Genomic DNA, 19,167 nt, shown 5'->3' with positions numbered 1-19,167 from the left:
CGATAGAGGGCATAGCCTGGGGGATGGATGGCTTGTCAGAAAGCTATCGCAGGCAAGCCAGCTCCCACCTAGCGAGCCCGGGCTTGCCTGCGATGCGCTGCTTAACCTTCAACCGGCGGAATATGCCCGAACATCTCCTGCACGAACTTCACCCGTTCTTCTGGGGTTTCTGTCACCCCGGCCGCCTTGAGTTCTTCCAGCCGCGCCTCCACCGCATGGGTGCGCAAGGTCAAGCCGCAGTCGTTGGCAATCTGGATGTTCAGCCCTGGCCGTGCGTTCAGCTCAAGGATCAGCGGGCCTTTTTCCTGGTCCAGCACCATGTCCACGCCGATATAACCCAGCCCGCACAGCTCATAGCAGCCGGCTGCGAGTTTCATGAAACCGTCCCAGTTGGGCAGTTGCACGCCATCCACCGCGTTGGTGGTGTCGGGGTGCTTGGTGATGATGTTGTTCAGCCAGGTGCCGCGCAGGGTCAGGCCGGTGGCCAGGTCTACACCCACGCCGATCGCGCCCTGGTGCAGGTTGGCCTTGCCGCCGGACTGGCGGGTGGGCAAGCGCAGCATCGCCATCACCGGGTAACCCATCAGCACGATGATGCGGATGTCCGGCACGCCTTCATAGCTGATGCTCTTGAAGATCTGGTCGGGCACCACGCGGTACTCGATCAACGCGCGGTCGCGGTGGCCGCCGAGGGAGTACAGGCCGGTGAGGATGCTGGAAATCTGGTGCTCGATCTCTTCATGGCTGATGATCTTGCCGGACACCGTGCGATAGCGCCCTTCAAAACGGTCTGCAACCACCAGGATGCCGTCGCCACCGGCGCCCTGGGCGGGCTTGATCACGAAGTCGCTGCGCCCGCCGATGATCTCGTCGAGCTTGTCGATTTCCTTTTCGGTGGAGATCACCCCGTACATTTCCGGTACATGGATACCGGCGGCCAGCGCCCGTTCCTTGGTAATGATCTTGTCATCCACTATCGGGTACAGGCTGCGCTTGTTGTACTTGAGCACGTAGTCGGCATTACGCCGGTTAATACCCATGATCCCCCGCGCTTCCAGGGCCTTCCAGGTCTTCCAGAAGCCGAACATCAAGAGTCAGCCTTCAGGAACGCCTTGAAACGCACCAGCTCGGTGAGGCGATAGCCGCGGTAGCGACCCATGGCCAGCATGAAGCCCACCAGGATCAACAGGATCGCCGGGAAGGTGAACACGAAGTAGACCAACTCCGGCACGCTCATGATCAGGTGCGCCAGGGACGCAGCGAACAGGGTGCCAATCGCCACTTTCAGCGCATGGTTGGCGCCACGCTCCTCCCAGGTAATCGACAGGCGTTCGATGGTCATGGTCAGGATCACCATCGGGAACAGCGCCACCGACAAGCCGCGTTCCAGCCCCAGCTTGTGGCTGAACAGGCTGATGGCGGCAATCAGCACCACCACAAAGGTCAGCACCACCGACAGCCTCGGCAACATCTGCAGTTTCAAGTGTTCCAGGTAGGACCTGAGTGATAACCCCAGTGCTGTGATAATTGTGAACAGCACAATCCCGAAGCCCAGTTGCGTCTCGCGGAACGCAAGGGCGATCAGCACCGGTGTGAAGGTACCCAGGGTTTGCAGGCCGATCAGGTTGCGCAGGATCAGAATCACCAGCACGCCTATCGGGATCATCACCATGATCATGAAGGTCTGCTGGGTTTGCAGCGGCAGGCCGTACAGCGAGTATTCGAGGAAGTTGGCGTCGGTGTTTTCGTCCGTCAGCTTGGCCAGGCGGATGGCATTCATCTCGCTGTTGTTCAGGCTGAAGGTCACCATGGCTTTCTTGCCGCCATCGACGGTGATCAGGTTTTCATCGCCGGTCCACCATAGCAGGCGGTCGGCGGGCAGGCCCTGTTCGCCAGTTTCCGGGTTGAAGTACAGCCAGTCGTTGCCGTTGAAACTGCGCAGCCACAGTTCCGGGGTTTGCGGCTGGTCGGCCACCAGGCGGATGGTGTGGACTTTCTCTACCGGCACGTGGGCGATGGACAGCAGCAGTTCGACGATCTTGGCTTTGTGCGGCGTCGAGGGGTCGCCGGCCAGCAGCAACTTCACATTGTCGTCGTTGAGGTTGTTGGTGCGCTTGATGGCTTCACTGATAAAGGTTTCGACGTCGGCCGAGTGCTGGCGGATCGGGGCCAGCAAGGCTTCGGCGGCGATCTTTTCCGGGCCTTCCACGGCGATGCTGTCGCGGAAGGTCGGGCCTTTGATCTTGATCTTTTCGCCGCTGTAGCGCTTGGTCAGCACCAGGCGGTAATAGAGGGTCTGGTTGCCCTTGGCCCGGCGCGCCGACCAGGTGACCTTGCGGTTGCCGTCGATGCGGTTGACGCTCACCCCGTAGTTGTTCGAGATAAAGCTCTCATTGAGGCTGACGAAGTCGCGGCTCAAGGGCGGCACGAACATCTGGATCTTGACCGGGTCTTTCGGGTTGGCGACGAACTCGACCTTGGCGTCGATGTTCCACAAGTCGTCGGTGGCATCTTCGGTGACGGGAATTCCCAGCACGAAGATCTGATAGGCGGTGACCGAAATGCCCAGCACCACCAGCAAGGTGATCAGGATTTTCAGGTGCAGGGTCAGAGAGCGCATTCGGTTTACTCGGCGGTATTAAGCGTCGGCGGCGCAGGCGGGTTTGCCTGCTGCATATTTAAGACTGGGGTCGACCAGCGCATCAAAGCGTTTCAAGGCTTCGGAGCCAATCAGCAGCGGGTATTGGAATGCGCTGCGGTCAGTCAAGTTCACTTCGATGCTGCGTAAAGCACTGCCCATGCAGATATCCAGCGCAATCACTGGGCGGGCGGTGTAGTTCTTGTCCTCATCGGGGTCGTAGTCGCCGGCGCGGCGCTTGATCTTGCTGACACGCGCCAGGGGCAGTTCGATGGGGTGGGAATGGGCGGTGTCGATGGCTAGGTAGAAGCGTACCCAGGATTCGCCATTGCGCTTGAAGCGCTTGATATCGCGGGCACTCAACGAGGCGGTCTTGGCGCCGGTGTCGAGTTTGGCCGCCACTTCCAGGTCGATACCCGCAAGCTTGGCGTATTCATTCAGGCCGTACACGGTCTTCTCGGCGCCAGCGCCAAGGCTCGGTATGCACAGCAGGCACATCACTAGTAGGTAAGGCTTGAGTCTCATAAATCCTGAGGCAGGGCAGTGCACTGTTCATTTCATGGGGACTGGCATTGCTGCGCAATCTCGGGTGCGCCCTTTCATCATCTGATGTCAGGCAAAAGCGGCGGGCATTCTAACATGATGCTTTTTTGGCGCCAGCGCTGGCAGGCGGCCATGCCTGGGCGGGCGATTGATGGGGTTATTAGACGATTGTCGACAATGTGTATTTATTCTTTGACTATGAGAGGCTTATTGGCTAGTTTTTGCGGCATTGATTTTAAAGGTGTCGACAATATGCTGGAGCAACTGGAAAAACCATCGGTGGCACCAGACGATTCCCAGACCATGTCAGAGAACGTCTTCCGGCGTATCCAGGCCGCCATCGTCAAAGGCGAAATCGCCCCCGGTAGCAAGATTTCCGAGCCGGAGCTGGCGCGCACCTACGGCATCAGTCGCGGCCCGCTGCGCGAAGCGATCCATCGCCTGGAAGGCCAGCGCCTGCTGGTGCGGGTGCCTCATGTCGGCGCACGCGTGGTGTCTTTGAGTCACGCCGAGCTGGTCGAACTGTATGAGATTCGCGAGTCCTTAGAGGGCATGGCCTGTCGCCTGGCCGCCGAGCGTATGACTGACGCAGAGATCGAGGAGCTGCGCCAGGTGTTGCACACCCACGAACGGGATGCGGCGTTCCAGGCCGGTGTCGGCTATTACCAGCAGGAAGGCGACTTCGATTTTCACTACCGCATCATTCAAGGTGCCGGTAACCGCACCCTCACCCAAATGCTCTGCGGCGAGCTGTATCAACTGGTGCGCATGTACCGCATCCAGTTCTCCGCCACCCCCAATCGTCCACGTCAGGCCTTTGCCGAGCATCACCGCATTCTGGACGCGATTGCCGATCGCGACGGTGAACTGGCCGAACTGTTGATGCGCCGGCATATCGGCGCCTCCAAACGCAACATTGCCCGTCACTTCCCGGACGGTGCGCCTTCATCACGAGGTGAGTCATGAGTTCCAACAACAACAGCACTCCCGGCCAGCGTTTCCGTGACGCCGTCGCCAGCGAACAGCCCTTGCAAGTGGTGGGCGCCATCAATGCCAACCATGCGCTCTTGGCCAAGCGCGCCGGCTTCAAGGCGATTTACCTGTCAGGTGGCGGTGTAGCCGCCGGCTCCCTGGGCGTGCCGGACTTGGGCATCACCGGCCTGGATGACGTGCTCACCGACGTGCGCCGCATTACCGACGTGTGCGACCTGCCGCTGCTGGTGGACGTGGACACCGGTTTCGGCTCCTCGGCGTTCAACGTGGCACGTACCGTCAAGTCGATGATCAAGTTCGGCGCCGCCGCCATCCATATCGAAGACCAGGTGGGCGCCAAGCGCTGCGGTCATCGCCCCAACAAAGAAATCGTGTCCCAGCAAGAAATGGTCGACCGCATCAAGGCCGCCGTGGATGCGCGCACCGATGACAGCTTCGTGATCATGGCGCGCACCGACGCCCTGGCGGTCGAGGGCCTGGAGTCCGCGCTGGAGCGTGCCGCCGCGTGCATCGAGGCCGGTGCCGACATGGTGTTCCCGGAAGCCATCACTGAACTGGAGATGTACAAGCTGTTCGCCTCCCGCGTGAAGGCGCCGATCCTGGCGAACATCACCGAGTTCGGCGCCACACCGCTGTACACCACCGAACAGTTGAAATCTGCGGATGTTTCCATTGTGCTGTACCCGCTCTCGGCTTTCCGTGCCATGAACAAGGCGGCCGAGAATGTCTACACCGCGATTCGTCGCGACGGTACCCAGCAGAATGTGATCGACACCATGCAAACGCGCATGGAGCTTTACGATCGCATCGACTACCACACCTTCGAGCAGAAGCTCGACGCGCTGTTCGCCGCGAAAAAATAAACCCTGTGGTTCCCTGAACAACTACAAAATTGGAGAACGAACATGGCTGAAGCAAAAGTATTGAGTGGTGCTGGCCTGCGTGGCCAGGTCGCCGGGCAGACGGCACTGTCCACCGTGGGCCAGGCCGGCGCCGGCCTGACCTACCGTGGCTACGACGTACGCGAACTGGCCGCCGACGCCCAGTTTGAAGAAGTCGCCTACCTGCTGCTGTACGGTGAACTGCCAACCCAGGCCGAACTGGCCGCTTACAGCAACAAGCTGAGCAAACTGCGTGACCTGCCCCAGGCCCTGAAAGAAGTGCTCGAACGCATCCCCGCCGACGCCCATCCGATGGACGTGATGCGCACCGGGTGCTCGTTCCTGGGCAATATCGAGCCGGAGAAAGATTTCAGCGTGCAGCGCGATGTCACCGACCGCCTGCTCGCCGCGTTCCCGGCGATCATGTGCTACTGGTATCGCTTCAGCCACGACGGCCAGCGCATCGACTGCGTGACCGACGAGCCGAGCATCGGTGGCCACTTCCTGCACCTGCTGCATGGCAAGAAACCGAGCGAGCTGCACGTCAAAGTGATGAACGTGTCGCTGATCCTCTACGCTGAACACGAATTCAACGCTTCGACCTTCACCGCACGGGTGTGTGCATCGACATTGTCCGACCTGTATTCCTGCGTCACCGCTGCCATCGGCTCCCTGCGCGGCCCGCTGCACGGCGGTGCCAACGAAGCGGCGATGGAAATGATCGAACGTTTCTCCTCGGCCCAGGAAGCGGTTGAAGGCACCCTTGGCATGTTGGCGCGCAAAGACAAGATCATGGGCTTTGGCCACGCGATCTATAAAGACAGCGATCCGCGCAATGAAGTGATCAAGGGCTGGTCGAAAAAGCTCGCTGACGAAGTGGGCGACACCGTGTTGTTCCCGGTCTCCGAAGCCATCGACAAGACCATGTGGGAACAGAAGAAGCTGTTTCCTAACGCCGATTTCTACCATGCCTCGGCGTACCACTTCATGGGCATCCCGACCAAGCTGTTCACGCCGATTTTCGTATGCTCGCGCCTGACTGGCTGGGCTGCGCACGTGTTCGAGCAGCGCGCCAACAACCGCATCATCCGTCCAAGCGCCGAGTACACCGGCGTTGAGCAGCGCAAGTTCGTGCCAATCGAACGTCGCTGAATGGGATGGGCTGTGCCCGCTGGCTCATGTGCTTGTGTGTGGGAGCAGGCAAGCCAGCTCCCACAGGAAACAAAGCCAGTGTCGACAGTTCACCTTTCGAACTTACCGTGACCGAGTCCTGACGATGAACACTGAATTTCGCAAACCGCTCCCCGGCAGCCGCCTGGATTTCTTCGACGCCCGTGCGGCTGTCGAGGCAATCACCCCCGGCGCCTACGCCACGCTGCCCTACACTTCGCGCGTGCTCGCCGAGAACCTGGTGCGCCGTTGCGACCCGGCCACCCTCGACGCGTCCCTGAGCCAACTGATCGAGCGCAAGCGCGACCTCGACTTCCCGTGGTTCCCCGCCCGCGTGGTGTGCCATGACATCCTCGGCCAGACCGCTCTGGTCGACCTCGCCGGCCTGCGCGATGCCATCGCCCAGCAAGGCGGCGACCCGGCGCAGGTCAACCCGGTGGTGCCCACCCAACTGATCGTCGACCATTCACTGGCCGTCGAGGCCGGTGGCTTTGACCCGCAAGCCTTCGAAAAAAACCGCGCCATTGAAGACCGTCGCAACGAAGACCGCTTCCACTTTATCGAGTGGACCAAAAAGGCCTTCAAGAACGTTGATGTGATCCCGCCGGGCAACGGCATCATGCACCAGATCAATCTGGAGAAAATGTCCCCGGTGATTCAAGTGCGTGACGGCGTGGCCTTCCCGGATACCTGTGTCGGCACCGACAGCCATACGCCTCACGTAGACGCCCTGGGGGTGATCGCCATCGGCGTCGGTGGCCTGGAAGCCGAGAGCGTGATGCTCGGCCGCGCGTCGTGGATGCGCCTGCCGGAAAGCGTGGGCGTGGAATTGACCGGCAAGCTGCAACCGGGCATCACCGCCACCGATATGGTGCTGGCGCTCACCGAATTCCTGCGCCAGCAGAAGGTGGTCGGCGCCTGGCTGGAGTTCTTCGGCGAAGGGGCGTCGGCACTCACTTTGGGTGACCGTGCCACCATCTCCAACATGGCCCCGGAGTACGGCGCCACCGCCGCGATGTTCTACATCGACGCGCAAACCATTGCCTACCTCAAACTCACCGGTCGCGAAGACGAACAAGTCGCTTTGGTCGAGCAATATGCACGCCACACTGGCCTGTGGGCGGACGACTTGAAAGGCGCGCAGTACGAGCGCAGCCTGAGCTTCGACCTCTCCAGCGTCGTGCGCAACATGGCCGGCCCGAGCAACCCCCATGCCCGCCTGGCCACCCGCGACCTTGCGTCGAAAGGCATTGCCGGCCAATGGGATGACGTGCCGGGGCAAATGCCCGACGGCGCAGTGATCATCGCCGCCATCACCAGTTGCACCAACACCAGCAACCCGCGCAACGTGATCGCCGCCGGCCTGTTGGCACGCAACGCCAACAAGCTGGGGCTGACCCGCAAGCCGTGGGTCAAGTCGTCTTTGGCGCCGGGCTCGAAAACCGTGGCCATGTACCTGGAAGAAGCCGGCCTGGGCCATGAGCTGGAAAAACTCGGTTTTGGCGTGGTGGCCTTTGCCTGCACCACCTGCAACGGCATGTCCGGCGCACTCGACCCGGTGATCCAGCAAGAGATCATCGACCGCGACCTGTACGCCACCGCGGTGTTGTCGGGTAACCGCAACTTTGACGGGCGCATTCACCCTTACGCCAAGCAAGCCTTCCTGGCGTCGCCGCCGCTGGTGGTGGCCTATGCGATTGCCGGCACCATCCGTTTCGACATCGAGAAGGACGTGCTCGGCCTGGATGCCGACGGCAACGAAATCCGCCTGCAAGACATCTGGCCGAGCGATGAAGAGATCGACGCGGTGGTCAAGGCTTCGGTAAAACCCGAGCAATTCCGTGCGGTGTATATCCCGATGTTCGCCATCCACGAAGACACCGGGCCCAAGGTCACGCCGCTGTACGACTGGCGCCCACAAAGCACCTATATCCGCCGCCCGCCGTACTGGGAAGGCGCGTTGGCCGGTGCGCGACCGCTCAAAGGTATGCGCCCGCTGGCGGTGCTGCCGGACAACATCACCACCGACCACTTGTCGCCGTCCAACGCGATCATGCTGGACAGCGCCGCCGGTGAATACCTGGCGAAAATGGGCTTGCCCGAGGTCGACTTCAACTCCTACGCGACACACAGGGGTGACCATTTGACGGCGCAGCGCGCCACCTTCGCCAACCCGAAACTGTTCAACGAAATGGTGCAGGAAAACGGCAAGGTCAAGCAGGGCTCTCTTGCGCGCATCGAGCCGGAAGGCAAGGTCACGCGGATGTGGGAAGCCATCGAGACTTACATGGAGCGCAAGCAACCGCTGATCATCATCGCCGGCGCCGACTATGGCCAAGGTTCGTCCCGCGACTGGGCGGCCAAGGGCGTACGCCTGGCCGGTGTGGAAGCGATTGCCGCCGAAGGCTTCGAGCGCATCCACCGCACCAACCTGGTGGGCATGGGCGTGTTGCCCCTGGAGTTCCTGCCAGGCACCGACCGCCACACCCTGCAAATCGACGGCAGTGAAACCTATGACGTGGTCGGCGAGCGCACCCCGCGTGCGCAACTGACCCTGGTGATCAACCGCAAGAATGGCGAACGTGTCGAGGTGCCAGTGACCTGCCGCCTGGACACCGCCGAAGAAGTGTCGATCTACGAAGCCGGTGGCGTGTTGCAACGTTTCGCCCAGGACTTCCTGGAATCAAAGGCGACCGCCTGAAGAGGATAACCATGGCACACGTAGCGCAAATCAAAATCCCCGCCACCTACATGCGTGGCGGCACCAGCAAGGGCGTGTTCTTCAGCCTCCAGGACCTGCCCGCCGCGGCGCAGGTGCCGGGCCCTGCACGCGACGCCTTGTTGCTGCGGGTGATTGGCAGCCCCGACCCCTATGACAAGCAGATCGACGGCATGGGGGGTGCCACCTCGAGCACCAGCAAGACCGTGATCCTGGCCAAAAGCAGCCGCGCCGATCACGACGTGGATTACCTGTTCGGCCAGGTCTCCATCGACAAGCCATTTGTCGATTGGAGCGGCAACTGCGGCAACCTGTCGGCGGCGGTGGGTTCGTTCGCCATCAGCGCCGGCCTGGTCGATGCGGCCCGCGTACCCCATAACGGCGTGGCCGTGGTGCGGGTGTGGCAGGCCAATATCGGCAAGACCATCATCGCCCACGTGCCAATCACTGACGGCGCGGTGCAGGAAACCGGCGACTTTGAACTGGACGGCGTGACCTTCCCGGCTGCCGAAGTGCAGTTGGAATTCATGGACCCCGCGGCGGAAGAAGAGGGCGGTGGTGGCTCGATGTTCCCCACTGGCAACCTCGTCGACGACCTGGAGGTACCCGGCGTCGGTACCTTCAAGGCCACGTTGATCAACGCCGGTATCCCGACGATTTTCATCAACGCCCAGGACTTGGGCTACACCGGTACCGAGCTGCAAGGCGCGATCAACAGCGACCCCAAGGCCCTGGCGATGTTCGAGACCGTGCGGGCGTATGGCGCGTTGCGCATGGGCCTGATCAAACACCTGGACGAAGCCGCCCAGCGCCAGCACACGCCCAAGGTGGCGTTCGTCGCCAAACCTGCCGATTACGTGGCCTCCAGCGGCAAGGCGATCAAGGCCGGCGATGTGGACCTGCTGGTGCGCGCCTTGTCGATGGGCAAACTGCACCACGCGATGATGGGCACCGCGGCGGTGGCGATTGGCACCGCCGCGGCGATTTCCGGCACCTTGGTCAACCTGGCGGCGGGCGGCGTAGAGCGCAATGCCGTGCGCTTCGGGCATCCGTCCGGCACCTTGCGCGTGGGGGCTGAGGCCAGCCAGGTGGACGGTGAATGGGTGGTGAAAAAAGCCGTCATGAGCCGCAGTGCGCGGGTGTTGATGGAAGGCTACGTACGCATCCCCGGCGACGCTTTCTAGCTTGATCGTTCCCACGCTCCGCGTGGGAACGCCGCCTGGGACGCTCTGCGTCCTGCTGTGACGCAGAGCGTCACGGGATGCATTCCCACGCGGAGCGTGGGAACGATCAACATCAACCTTGACCTCGAGGAACAACCCCAACTTTTAGGAGAACCGCCATGAGCGCCAACGTCGACCAGAACAACCGTCCCGACTACGACCCGGTGTTGCAGGACATCGCCGACTACGTCCTCAACTACCGCATCGACTCCCAGGACGCCCTGGATACCGCCCGCAACTGCCTGATGGACACCCTCGGCTGTGGCCTGCTGGCCCTGCGCTTCCCCGAGTGCACCAAGCACCTGGGGCCGATGGTAGAGGGTACCGTGGTGCCGTTTGGCGCACGGGTGCCGGGCACTTCGTTCCGCCTGGACCCGGTCAAGGCCGCCTGGGATATCGGTTGCATCGTGCGCTGGCTCGACTACAACGACACCTGGCTCGCTGCTGAATGGGGCCACCCTTCGGACAACCTGGGCGGCATCCTCGCCGTGGCCGATCACCTGTCGCAAAAGCGCCTGGCCAATGGCGACGCGCCGTTGACCGTGCGTGCAGTGCTGGAAGCGATGATCATGGCCCACGAAATCCAAGGTGTGATTGCCTTGGAAAACTCCTTCAACCGGGTAGGCCTCGACCATGTGTTGTTGGTGAAAGTCGCTACCACGGCGGTCACCGCCAAGCTGATGGGCGCCAACCGCGAGCAACTGCTATCGGCGTTGTCACACGCTTTTGTCGATGGCCAGGCGCTGCGCACCTATCGCCATGCACCGAATGCCGGCTCGCGCAAATCCTGGGCCGCAGGCGATGCATCGAGCCGCGGCGTACGCCTGGCAGACATCGCCTTGCGTGGCGAAATGGGCATCCCCGGTGTATTGAGTGCGCCGCAGTGGGGCTTCTACGACGTGCTGTTCAGCCACACCAACAAGGACTTGGCGCTCAAGCCCGAGGATAAGCGCGCGTTCAGCCTGCCCCAACCCTACGGCACCTACGTGATGGAGAACGTGCTGTTCAAGATCAGCTTCCCGGCCGAGTTTCACGCGCAAACTGCCTGTGAAGCGGCAGTCGCCCTGCACCCGCTGGTCAAGCATCGCCTGCATGAAATCGACCGCATCGTGATCACGACTCACGAGTCGGCGATTCGCATTATTTCCAAGGTCGGCCCATTGGCCAACGCCGCCGATCGCGACCACTGCCTGCAATACATGACCGCCGTGCCCTTGGCGTTCGGCAACCTGGTGGCCGAGCAGTATGAAGATGATTTCCACGCGGCCCACCCGATCATCGATGAGCTGCGCGACAAGATGGTCGTCATCGAAGACCCGCGCTACAGCCGCGAATACCTGGAGGCCGACAAGCGCTCGATTGCCAACGCGGTGCAGGTGTTTTTCACGGATGGCACCTGCACCGAGCAGGTGGTGGTGGAGTACCCGATTGGCCATCGCCGCCGTCGGGTGGACGGCATTCCACTGCTGGAAGACAAGTTCAAGGCCAACCTGGCCACGCGGTTCACCGCGCAACGCAGCGCTGAGATTGTCGCCCTGTGCAAGGACCAGGCGCGGCTTGAGGCGACACCTGTGAACCGTTTCATGGACCTGTTCACGATCTGAAAAACAGCACGGTCGCTGTGGGAGCTGGCTTGCCTGCGATAGCGGTGTGTCAGCCCCACATGAATTGACTGGATGTCAGCTATCGCAGGCAAGCCAGCTCCCACAGTTGACTGAAGTTTCTGCTTCAGAATCTATTCAAACCGCAGTATCACCCGGCGGTTGTGCTTGCTCTTTTTCTCGATCTTTTCGCAGAACACCCGGCCGATTTCCTCGGTATTGAGCACATGGGTGCCGCCGCAGGGCTGGATATCGATGCCGGGGATTTCAATCACCCGGACCGAACCGGAGACCACCGGCGGCGCAACCGCCTGGGTGCGGGTGATCTGCAGCAGGGTCGCGTACTCGGTGGCGGGCATCGACAGAGTTTTGACCGCGTGGGCTTGTTCGATAAGGGCGTTGAGGTCTTGGGTGAGGCGGTCTTTGTCCAAGGTCATTTCTGGCAGGTCGAAATCCAGGCGGCCTTTATCTGCGCTGATGCTGCAACCGGTCACGGGCGCGTCGATGAGCGAACACAGCAAGTGCAGGCAAGTGTGCATCTTCATGTGCTGGTAGCGCCGCTCCCAATCCAGCCCAGCGTCGACCTGGACGCCAGCGGCCAACTGTTCGGGGTAGTGGTCCACCTGGTGCCAGATGATCGAGCGCAACACCGGATCGCGCACGGTGCCGGTCACTTGCACCCGTGTGCCATCGGCCAGAGTGAGGTGACCGGTATCGCCTGGTTGCCCGCCGCCGGTGGGGTAGAACAGGGTGTGCTCCAGGGCGATACCCTGTTCGCTGATGGCAATCACCCGGGCGCTGAAGGCGTTCTGGTAGGGCGCGCTGTCAAACAGCGCCAGGGTTTCCATGGTATGCACAGACATGTTCAACCTCCGACGATCAATGGGGTGGCTTGCAAGAGGTGGCGCACCAGTGCGCTCAAGCCAGGGGGAGAGAGCAGGGTGATTTCAAATTCCGGCCCGCATACCTTCAGGTTCAGCGGCAGGCGTGGCAGTTGTTCGCCGGTGTCGAGGCGACGCAGACGAAACTGCAGGTGATGCCGCTCTTTCACCGTGGGTTCAAGCATCAGCCCTTGCAGTGGATGAAAGTCGGCGTCCAGCACGGTGACCTTGTGGCCGGCACTCACTTCGCCCACCACGTGCAAGCGCTCATCCAGGGCAAAGGCGCCGAGGTAGTTGCTGTGGTCCGATTCATCGTTTTTTTGCAGTTGGATCTGGTTGACCACCTTGACCTTGGTGCCTGCCGGCACGTCTTGGGTAATCACGCAGGAGGGGCTGATAAACACGTTATCGCCGATCGAAACATAGCCCAGCACCCGGGCGCCGGCGCCGACTTCGACGTTGTTGCCCAGGCGCGGGTGGCGTTTGCCGTCCGGGTTGTTGGCAATACCGCGCGCACCCAGGGTCACGCCGCAGAGGATGTAGCAGTCGTTGCCGATCACGCAGGTTTCGCCGATGACGGTGCCGTAGCCATGGTCCAGCACAAAGCGGCGGCCGATGCGCGCTGCCGGGTGAATCTCGGCACCGGAGAGGATCTTGCCCTGGTTACTCAGCTTGAGGGCCATGCGCGAAAAATCGCCGTTGTCTGGGCCCTGGAAATGCCAGACCAGGTGCGCAAGGCGGTAGAACAGCACGGCCTTGAACGAGGCGTAGGATTCCAGGATCAACTCACCGCGCCCACGGGACGCGGGGTCGCGATAGGCATAGGCAATCAGGTCCTCGGCCACCGCCTGGGCGGCGTTCTGAATCAACGGCGCCAGGTGCGGCTCCAGCTGCTTCATCTGTCTGGGCGTGAGGGTGGTGATGAGGTGGGTGAGCAACTCATCGTGCAGCTGTTGCATGTCGATAAAGCCCCCCATGGAGACACCCCCGTATGTTGGATGGTTAAAAACCCGGTTACTCGAAACTGGGCAGGTAGCTGTCGGCATTGTCGTAGACCATGGTCAACACCACCGTTTCAGGCGGCAGTTCGGGGGCGAGTTGGGCGATGGCGACCATGTTGGCGGCCGAAGACAGCCCCAGGCTGATGGCATCGGTGCGCATGATGCGTTTGATCATTTCCAGGCAATCGGCGTGCGACACCTTGAGCATGCCGTCGATCACGTCCAGGTTGAGGATGCTGGGGATCAGGCCGATCGACAGGCCCTGGATCCCGTGCGCCGCGTGCCGGTCTTTGAGCAGGTCGCATTCTTCCGGTTCTACGCCCATCACTCGCAGCGCGGGCCAGGCGGCCTTGAGGGTTTCGCCGATACCGGTGATATGGCCCCCGGTGCCAATGCCGCTGACGAAGTAATCCACGCGCTGTTCACCGAAGGCGCGAAGGATTTCCGGAGCGGTGGTGTCGCGGTGGGTTTGGGGGTTGGCGCCATTGCGTTGCTGGTTGAGCATCACGTAGTTGGGGTTTTCCAACTGCAGCTCCATGCACTTTTCGCCGTGGGAGTTATTGCCCAGGCGACTGTCGGACAGCACTACCCTCGCACCGTACAGACGCAGCAGCTTCTGTTTTTCCGGGCTGTAGTTGTCAGGGATCACCAGCACCACTTTGTAGCCCAGCACATTGCCGGCCATCACCAGGCCAATGCCGGTGTTGCCGCCACTGGGTTCGATGATGGTCTGCCCGGAATCACGGATCAGCACACCGCGGCGCTCGGCATCCAGGATCATGCCCAGGGCGATGCGCGCCTTGTGGCTGCCACCGGGGTTGAGCGACTCCAGCTTGGCGTAGACCTCGATGCCGAGGTCTTCGGAAAACTGGGCCAGACGCACGATCGGCGTCTGGCCGATCACGTCGAGAATGGAGTTATGCAGCATCAGTACGTCCCCACTCTCAGTACAGCGGCATGTCAGGTTCGACGTCGCGAACCCAATGTTTCATGCCGCCCTGCAGGACTTTGGTGTTGGCAAAGCCAGCGGCCAACAGGGTGCTGGCGGCTTGCTCGGCGCGGGTGCCTGCGTAGCAGATCAGGTAGTGGGTGTTGTCGCGGCTCAGACTGGCGAGCTGCCCATCCAGTTCTGCCAGCGGGATATGCACCACGCCCGGTAATTTGCACACTTCCAGTTCGCTGGCGTCACGCACGTCCAGCAATACATCGGCGCTGCTAGGGTGTTCGAGCACTTGCTTGAGTACCTGGGGCTTGATGTAGCGTTCCGCGGCCAGGGAGGGCTGGCTCGGTAAGGCATCGGCGCAGGTGGCCGGCGCGACGGTTTCGCTGTGGCGCAGGTCCGAGCAGCAGGGGCAGTCAGCGCGGCGCTTGAAGCGGATCTCGCTGAACTTCATCGCCAGCGCGTCGAAGCGCATCAAGCGGCCGGACAAGGGTTCGCCAATGCCGATCAGTAATTTGATCGCCTCGGTGGCCTGGATCATACCGACCACGCCCGGCAACACGCCGATCACACCGCCCGCGCTGCAATTGGGCGCCAGCTCTGCGGGTGGGGCCTTGGGGAACAGGCAGCGATAGCACGGCCCACCTTTATAGTTGAGCACGCTGATCTGCCCGTCGAAACGGTAGATGGCGCCGTACACCAAGGGTTTACCCAGCTGCACACAGGCGTCGTTGACCAGGTAGCGGGTGTCGAAATTGTCGGTGCCGTCGATCACCAGGTCATAGGCGCCCACCAGTGCCAGGGCGTTGTCGCTGTTGAGCGCGGTGTTGTACGCGTTGATCTGGATATGCGGATTGAGGTCCAGCAGGCGCTGCTTGGCGGACTCGACCTTGGGCATGCCCAGGGTGCTGTTGCCATGCACGATCTGGCGTTGCAGGTTGCTGCTTTCCACCACATCAAAGTCCACCAGCCCCAGAGTGCCGATGCCGGCCGCCGCCAGGTACAGGCTGATGGGCGAGCCCAGGCCGCCGGTACCGATGACCAGCACCTTGGCTTTCTTCAGGTTCAATTGGCCTTCGCGGCCGACGCCCGGCAGGGTGATGTGGCGCACATAGCGCTGCACTTCTTCGTTGCTCAGGGCATCGATGTCCATGCCACCTGAAGTGGCGAGCAACACTTCGATCCGGGCTTTTGCTGGCAGGGGTTCATCGGCGTCGATCAACGCCTCCTCGGCGGTAAACAGGAAGTGTTCCTTGAGCTGGTCGTTCTTTTCATGGAACAGGTGCTGACGCAATTGGGGGTGATGGGTGCAGAGATTTTCAATGACTTCGCGCAATGTCGATCCGGCGCCCTCAAGGGTCGATTCCGGCAGCTTGGCCACGCGAACCAGAATGTCGGGGAAAGAGACAGCGTTCATGGACAACTCCGTGTGCAGGTCGTTGAAAGGTTGAAGGGAGAAATGCTTGCCATCCCAGGCAAACAGCTTGGAGCCCAGGGCCTGGCCCTGGCGGACATCCACCACCAAATAGCTGACGGGGAAGATCGGCTCGCCCAGGAACAGTGCCTTGTCCTGGTCTTCGTCACTGAAATAGGCGCCCACATCCGGGTGTGAGTGGTAAATCACTACCACCGGGTTGTCACTGCGAAACGCCTTGTTCATCAGCAGGGTGTCGGCCACCGAAAAGGTGTAGCCATTGGCCGCGCTGCGTGGGTACATCTCGGGGTTCTTGCGGTGCAGCTCATTCTGGATATTGCTGCCCAGGTACACGCTGCCGTCGGCGAAGACGAAACCACAGCACTCCTCGGGGTAGCTGCGGCTGGCGTGGGCGTAGATCTGTTCCAGGGCGGTAGGGCGGAGGACGTCCATGTTTCTCTCGCGTTGGTTGAGGGTCACTTTTTCTTGGCCATGAGTTTTTCGATCGGCAATTTGGTGATCGCAAAGCCGGCCAGCAGGATCGCCGAGTACAGCATCAGGTCGCGGGAAATTTCCACGCCTTCGTACCAGGCTCCGATGATGACCGCGAACACCGGGAAGATGATGAAGACGAACGACAGGATGATCGGGCTCAGGCGCTTGAGCAGCATGAAATACACAATGAACCCGCCCACCGAGGCCACCAGCCCCAGGTAGAACAGCGCGCTCCAGGAGCGCAGGGTAATGGCGTCGAACGTCGGTGTTTCAAACCACAGGCCGGCCAGCAACAGCATCAGCCCGGCAATGCCGATGGGCAGGGTGTTGTAGGTGATGACGCTGATGGCGCTGCCTTTTTGCTTGGTAATGACATAGCACAAGGCGTGCATGATCGCGGCGCTCAGAATGGCCAGTACCCCGAAGAACTCGGCGTGGTCCAGGTGCAGGCCCTGGCTCTTGATGATCATGTAAAGGCTGCCGAAACCGATGCCGATGCCGACCACCTGGGAAAAATAGATGCGCTCGCGCAGGAACAGCGCCGAGAAGATCAGGATGAATACCGGCATGCAACTGAACAGCAGGGCGGTGAGGCCCGACGACACATGCATTTCGCCGTAGTTGAGCAAATAGTAGGGAACGCTGAAGTAAGACAGGGTCACAAACACGAAGAACCAGCGGCTTTCCCGGGGAAACAGGATCGGCTCACGGCGCACCATGGCAAAACACAGGAACAGCGGAAACGCGATGAGAAAGCGCAGGCCGGCGGATGTCAGCGGCGGCACGCTCTCGACGGCGATCTTGATGCCCAGCCACGTGGTGCCCCAACTCAGGCACACGATCAGGAACATCACGCTGGTCACCAGCCCGGCGAGCCACTGTTTTTGCGTTTTTGTTTTTGCAGTGTTTTCGAGAACGGCGGACATTGGCATCGTTTATTGCTTCCCTGAGCCGGAATTGAACTCTATATTGAACTTGTAATGAGTTATGTTTATCGGCGATTGAACCCGTAAAAGCACACTATTAGGGCGAAAGATGGCTGTCAAAACAAATATTGACATGGTGTCAATTATGCGTGAGGGCTTGTCCAACGGGCAGGGCGTGAAGTACAAGCGCCTGTCCGATGTGATGGAACGGGGCATCCTCGAAGGCTTGATTGAACCGGGACGAAAACTGCCGCCCCATCGGGTGCTTTCCGACAATTTAGGCGTGACCATCGGCACCATCAGCCGGGCTTACGGTGAACTGGAACGCCTGGGCCTGGTGGTTGCGCGGGTAGGTGACGGCACCTTCGTGCGCAAGCGTGGGATGGAGCGCCAGCGTGATGAGGGCTTTCGTAATTTCAGCGAGGAGCCGCGCCAGTACTTCGACATGAGCCGCAATATGCACATTCCCGGGCAAGAGACGGTGTTTCTCGCCCAGAGCTTCCAAACCCTGTCGACCAACGCCAAGTTCCTCCAGGACATCAGCGCCTACACCCCCGACGCCGGCCTGCCGCGTTACCGTGAAGCGGGCGCGCAATGGCTGGTGCAGCGCGAGTTTCATCCGATTCCCGAGCAGGTCATCTGCGTCAACGGCGGCCAGCACGGCTTGCTGTGCGCCATGATGGCGTTGCTGCGTGCTGGCGATACAGTGGTGACCGAGCAACTGACTTACCCAGGGCTGATTACCGCCGCACGCATGTTGGGGGTGCGGCTGATCGGCCTGGAGATGGACGAGGAAGGTGTGCTGCCCACGGCGCTGGATGAGGTCTGTCGCAATCACCGTATTTCGGCGTTGTACTGCACGCCGACTATCCAGAATCCGACCACCGCTGTGTTGTCGGTGGCGCGCCGCGAAGCGTTGGCCAGGGTGTGTCGCGAACATAACCTGCTGATTCTGGAGGACGAAGCCCACGGTGTGCTGGTGGAGGACCGTCCGCCGCCCCTCAGCTATTTCGCGCCTGAGCGTACGATCTTGATCAGCAGCCTGAGCAAGGCGGTATCGGCCGGTTTGCGGGTGGGCTACGTGCATGCGCCGCCGGCGCTGGTCAGTCGCATTTCTGCGGCGCTGCGTTCGACCTGCTGGATGGCCACACCTGTGACTCTGGAGTTGGCGACCCAGTGGATTGAAAACGGCACGGCGGAATATTTGTTGCGTCAGCAGATCAATGAGATCAGCCGCCGCAAGACGTTAGTCGAAGATTTATTGAACGGCTTGGCCTATCGCACCCACCTCAACAGCCCGCACTTCTGGATCGAAGTACCGGAGCCCTGGCGGGCCTCGGAAATCGAGGCGGAGCTCAAACAGAACAATTACCTGATCGCCACCGCCGAGGCTTTTGCCGTGGGGCAGACGGCGGTGCCGCAGTTTATTCGGGCGAGTATCTGCAACACGTCGGGCGATGATCAGTTATTGCGCGAGGGGTTTGACGCGCTGGCGACGGCGCTGGGGCAGGGGGGCGGGCGGTTTCATCTGTAAATCCGCGTTACCGTTGCTCGTTCCCACGCTCTGCGTGGGAATGCATCTTGCGACGCTCCGCGTCGCTATTGCGGGACGCGGAGCGTCCCAGGCGGCGTTCCCACGCTCTGCGTGGGAATGCATCTTGCGACGCTCCGCGTCGCTATTGCGGGACGCGGAGCGTCCCAGGCGGCGTTCCCACGCAGAGCGTGGGAACGATCAGATCAGG

At 61.3% G+C, this 19,167-nt stretch carries 15 protein-coding genes; 7 read left to right on the top strand and 8 right to left on the bottom strand.

Annotated elements, in window-relative coordinates; all coding sequences use genetic code 11:
• Positions 1–101: 101 nt before the first annotated feature.
• The 3 genes from AB4P90_RS21430 to AB4P90_RS21420 are packed head-to-tail and all read right to left on the bottom strand — an operon-like array spanning position 102 to position 3,163.
• Positions 102–1,088: an alpha-L-glutamate ligase-like protein gene (locus tag AB4P90_RS21430; protein ID WP_003193326.1), complete on the bottom strand. Its 987-nt coding sequence runs from the start codon at positions 1,086–1,088 to the stop codon at positions 102–104.
• Positions 1,088–2,620: an inactive transglutaminase family protein gene (locus AB4P90_RS21425; RefSeq protein ID WP_014719502.1), complete on the bottom strand. Its 1,533-nt coding sequence runs from the start codon at positions 2,618–2,620 to the stop codon at positions 1,088–1,090. Before AB4P90_RS21425 ends, AB4P90_RS21430 begins: the two co-directional genes overlap by 1 nt.
• Before the next feature lie 18 nt (positions 2,621–2,638).
• The gene (locus AB4P90_RS21420; RefSeq protein WP_014719501.1) at positions 2,639–3,163 is read right to left on the bottom strand and encodes an ATP-dependent zinc protease; all 525 of its coding nucleotides are present in this window, start codon (positions 3,161–3,163) and stop codon (positions 2,639–2,641) included.
• 270 nt (positions 3,164–3,433) lie between these two features.
• Between AB4P90_RS21420 and AB4P90_RS21415 the strand changes: the two genes are divergently transcribed.
• The 6 genes from AB4P90_RS21415 to prpD all read left to right on the top strand — a co-directional run bounded on the left by AB4P90_RS21415 (position 3,434) and on the right by prpD (position 11,771).
• Positions 3,434–4,147 carry a GntR family transcriptional regulator gene (locus tag AB4P90_RS21415; RefSeq protein ID WP_014719500.1) on the top strand — a complete coding sequence of 238 codons (714 nt, stop codon included), beginning with the start codon at positions 3,434–3,436 and terminating at the stop codon, positions 4,145–4,147.
• Entirely contained in the window at positions 4,144–5,037 is an 894-nt protein-coding gene (gene prpB / locus AB4P90_RS21410; RefSeq protein ID WP_003193320.1) for a methylisocitrate lyase, read from the top strand. Before AB4P90_RS21415 ends, prpB begins: the two co-directional genes overlap by 4 nt.
• 42 nt (positions 5,038–5,079) lie before the next feature.
• On the top strand, positions 5,080–6,207 hold the full coding sequence (gene prpC / locus AB4P90_RS21405) for a 2-methylcitrate synthase (protein WP_014719499.1): 1,128 nt from the start codon (positions 5,080–5,082) through the stop codon (positions 6,205–6,207).
• Positions 6,208–6,331: 124 nt separating this feature from the next.
• The gene (acnD, locus tag AB4P90_RS21400; RefSeq protein ID WP_020302623.1) at positions 6,332–8,926 is read left to right on the top strand and encodes a Fe/S-dependent 2-methylisocitrate dehydratase AcnD; all 2,595 of its coding nucleotides are present in this window, start codon (positions 6,332–6,334) and stop codon (positions 8,924–8,926) included.
• Between the two features lie 11 nt (positions 8,927–8,937).
• Positions 8,938–10,128, top strand: coding sequence for a 2-methylaconitate cis-trans isomerase PrpF (gene prpF, locus AB4P90_RS21395; RefSeq protein ID WP_395605360.1), 1,191 nt, complete (start codon positions 8,938–8,940; stop codon positions 10,126–10,128).
• Positions 10,129–10,286: 158 nt separating this feature from the next.
• Entirely contained in the window at positions 10,287–11,771 is a 1,485-nt protein-coding gene (gene prpD, locus AB4P90_RS21390; protein ID WP_395605359.1) for a 2-methylcitrate dehydratase, read from the top strand.
• A 131-nt stretch (positions 11,772–11,902) separates the two neighbouring features.
• Here the strand turns inward: prpD and AB4P90_RS21385 are convergent, their stop codons facing one another.
• The 5 genes from AB4P90_RS21385 to AB4P90_RS21365 are packed head-to-tail and all read right to left on the bottom strand — an operon-like array spanning position 11,903 to position 17,425.
• Entirely contained in the window at positions 11,903–12,631 is a 729-nt protein-coding gene (locus AB4P90_RS21385) for an alanyl-tRNA editing protein (protein ID WP_014719495.1), read from the bottom strand.
• A gap of 2 nt (positions 12,632–12,633) precedes the next feature.
• Positions 12,634–13,626 carry a serine O-acetyltransferase gene (locus tag AB4P90_RS21380; RefSeq protein WP_014719494.1) on the bottom strand — a complete coding sequence of 331 codons (993 nt, stop codon included), beginning with the start codon at positions 13,624–13,626 and terminating at the stop codon, positions 12,634–12,636.
• 37 nt (positions 13,627–13,663) lie between these two features.
• Positions 13,664–14,578 carry a PLP-dependent cysteine synthase family protein gene (locus AB4P90_RS21375; protein ID WP_395605358.1) on the bottom strand — a complete coding sequence of 305 codons (915 nt, stop codon included), beginning with the start codon at positions 14,576–14,578 and terminating at the stop codon, positions 13,664–13,666.
• 16 nt (positions 14,579–14,594) lie between these two features.
• On the bottom strand, positions 14,595–16,457 hold the full coding sequence (gene moeB, locus AB4P90_RS21370; protein WP_060767352.1) for a molybdopterin-synthase adenylyltransferase MoeB: 1,863 nt from the start codon (positions 16,455–16,457) through the stop codon (positions 14,595–14,597).
• A 23-nt stretch (positions 16,458–16,480) separates the two neighbouring features.
• Positions 16,481–17,425, bottom strand: a complete 945-nt coding sequence (locus AB4P90_RS21365; RefSeq protein ID WP_395605357.1) for a DMT family transporter — start codon at positions 17,423–17,425, stop codon at positions 16,481–16,483.
• Positions 17,426–17,534: 109 nt separating this feature from the next.
• Here AB4P90_RS21365 and AB4P90_RS21360 point away from each other — a divergent pair, with 109 nt between their 5' ends.
• On the top strand, positions 17,535–18,959 hold the full coding sequence (locus AB4P90_RS21360; RefSeq protein ID WP_073521949.1) for a PLP-dependent aminotransferase family protein: 1,425 nt from the start codon (positions 17,535–17,537) through the stop codon (positions 18,957–18,959).
• The last annotated feature ends 208 nt before the right edge of the window (positions 18,960–19,167 follow it).

The organism is Pseudomonas sp. B16120, assembly GCF_044218845.1.
Taxonomy (GTDB): domain Bacteria; phylum Pseudomonadota; class Gammaproteobacteria; order Pseudomonadales; family Pseudomonadaceae; genus Aquipseudomonas; species Aquipseudomonas paracarnis.
This window is presented reverse-complemented; position numbering and strand designations above follow the sequence as displayed.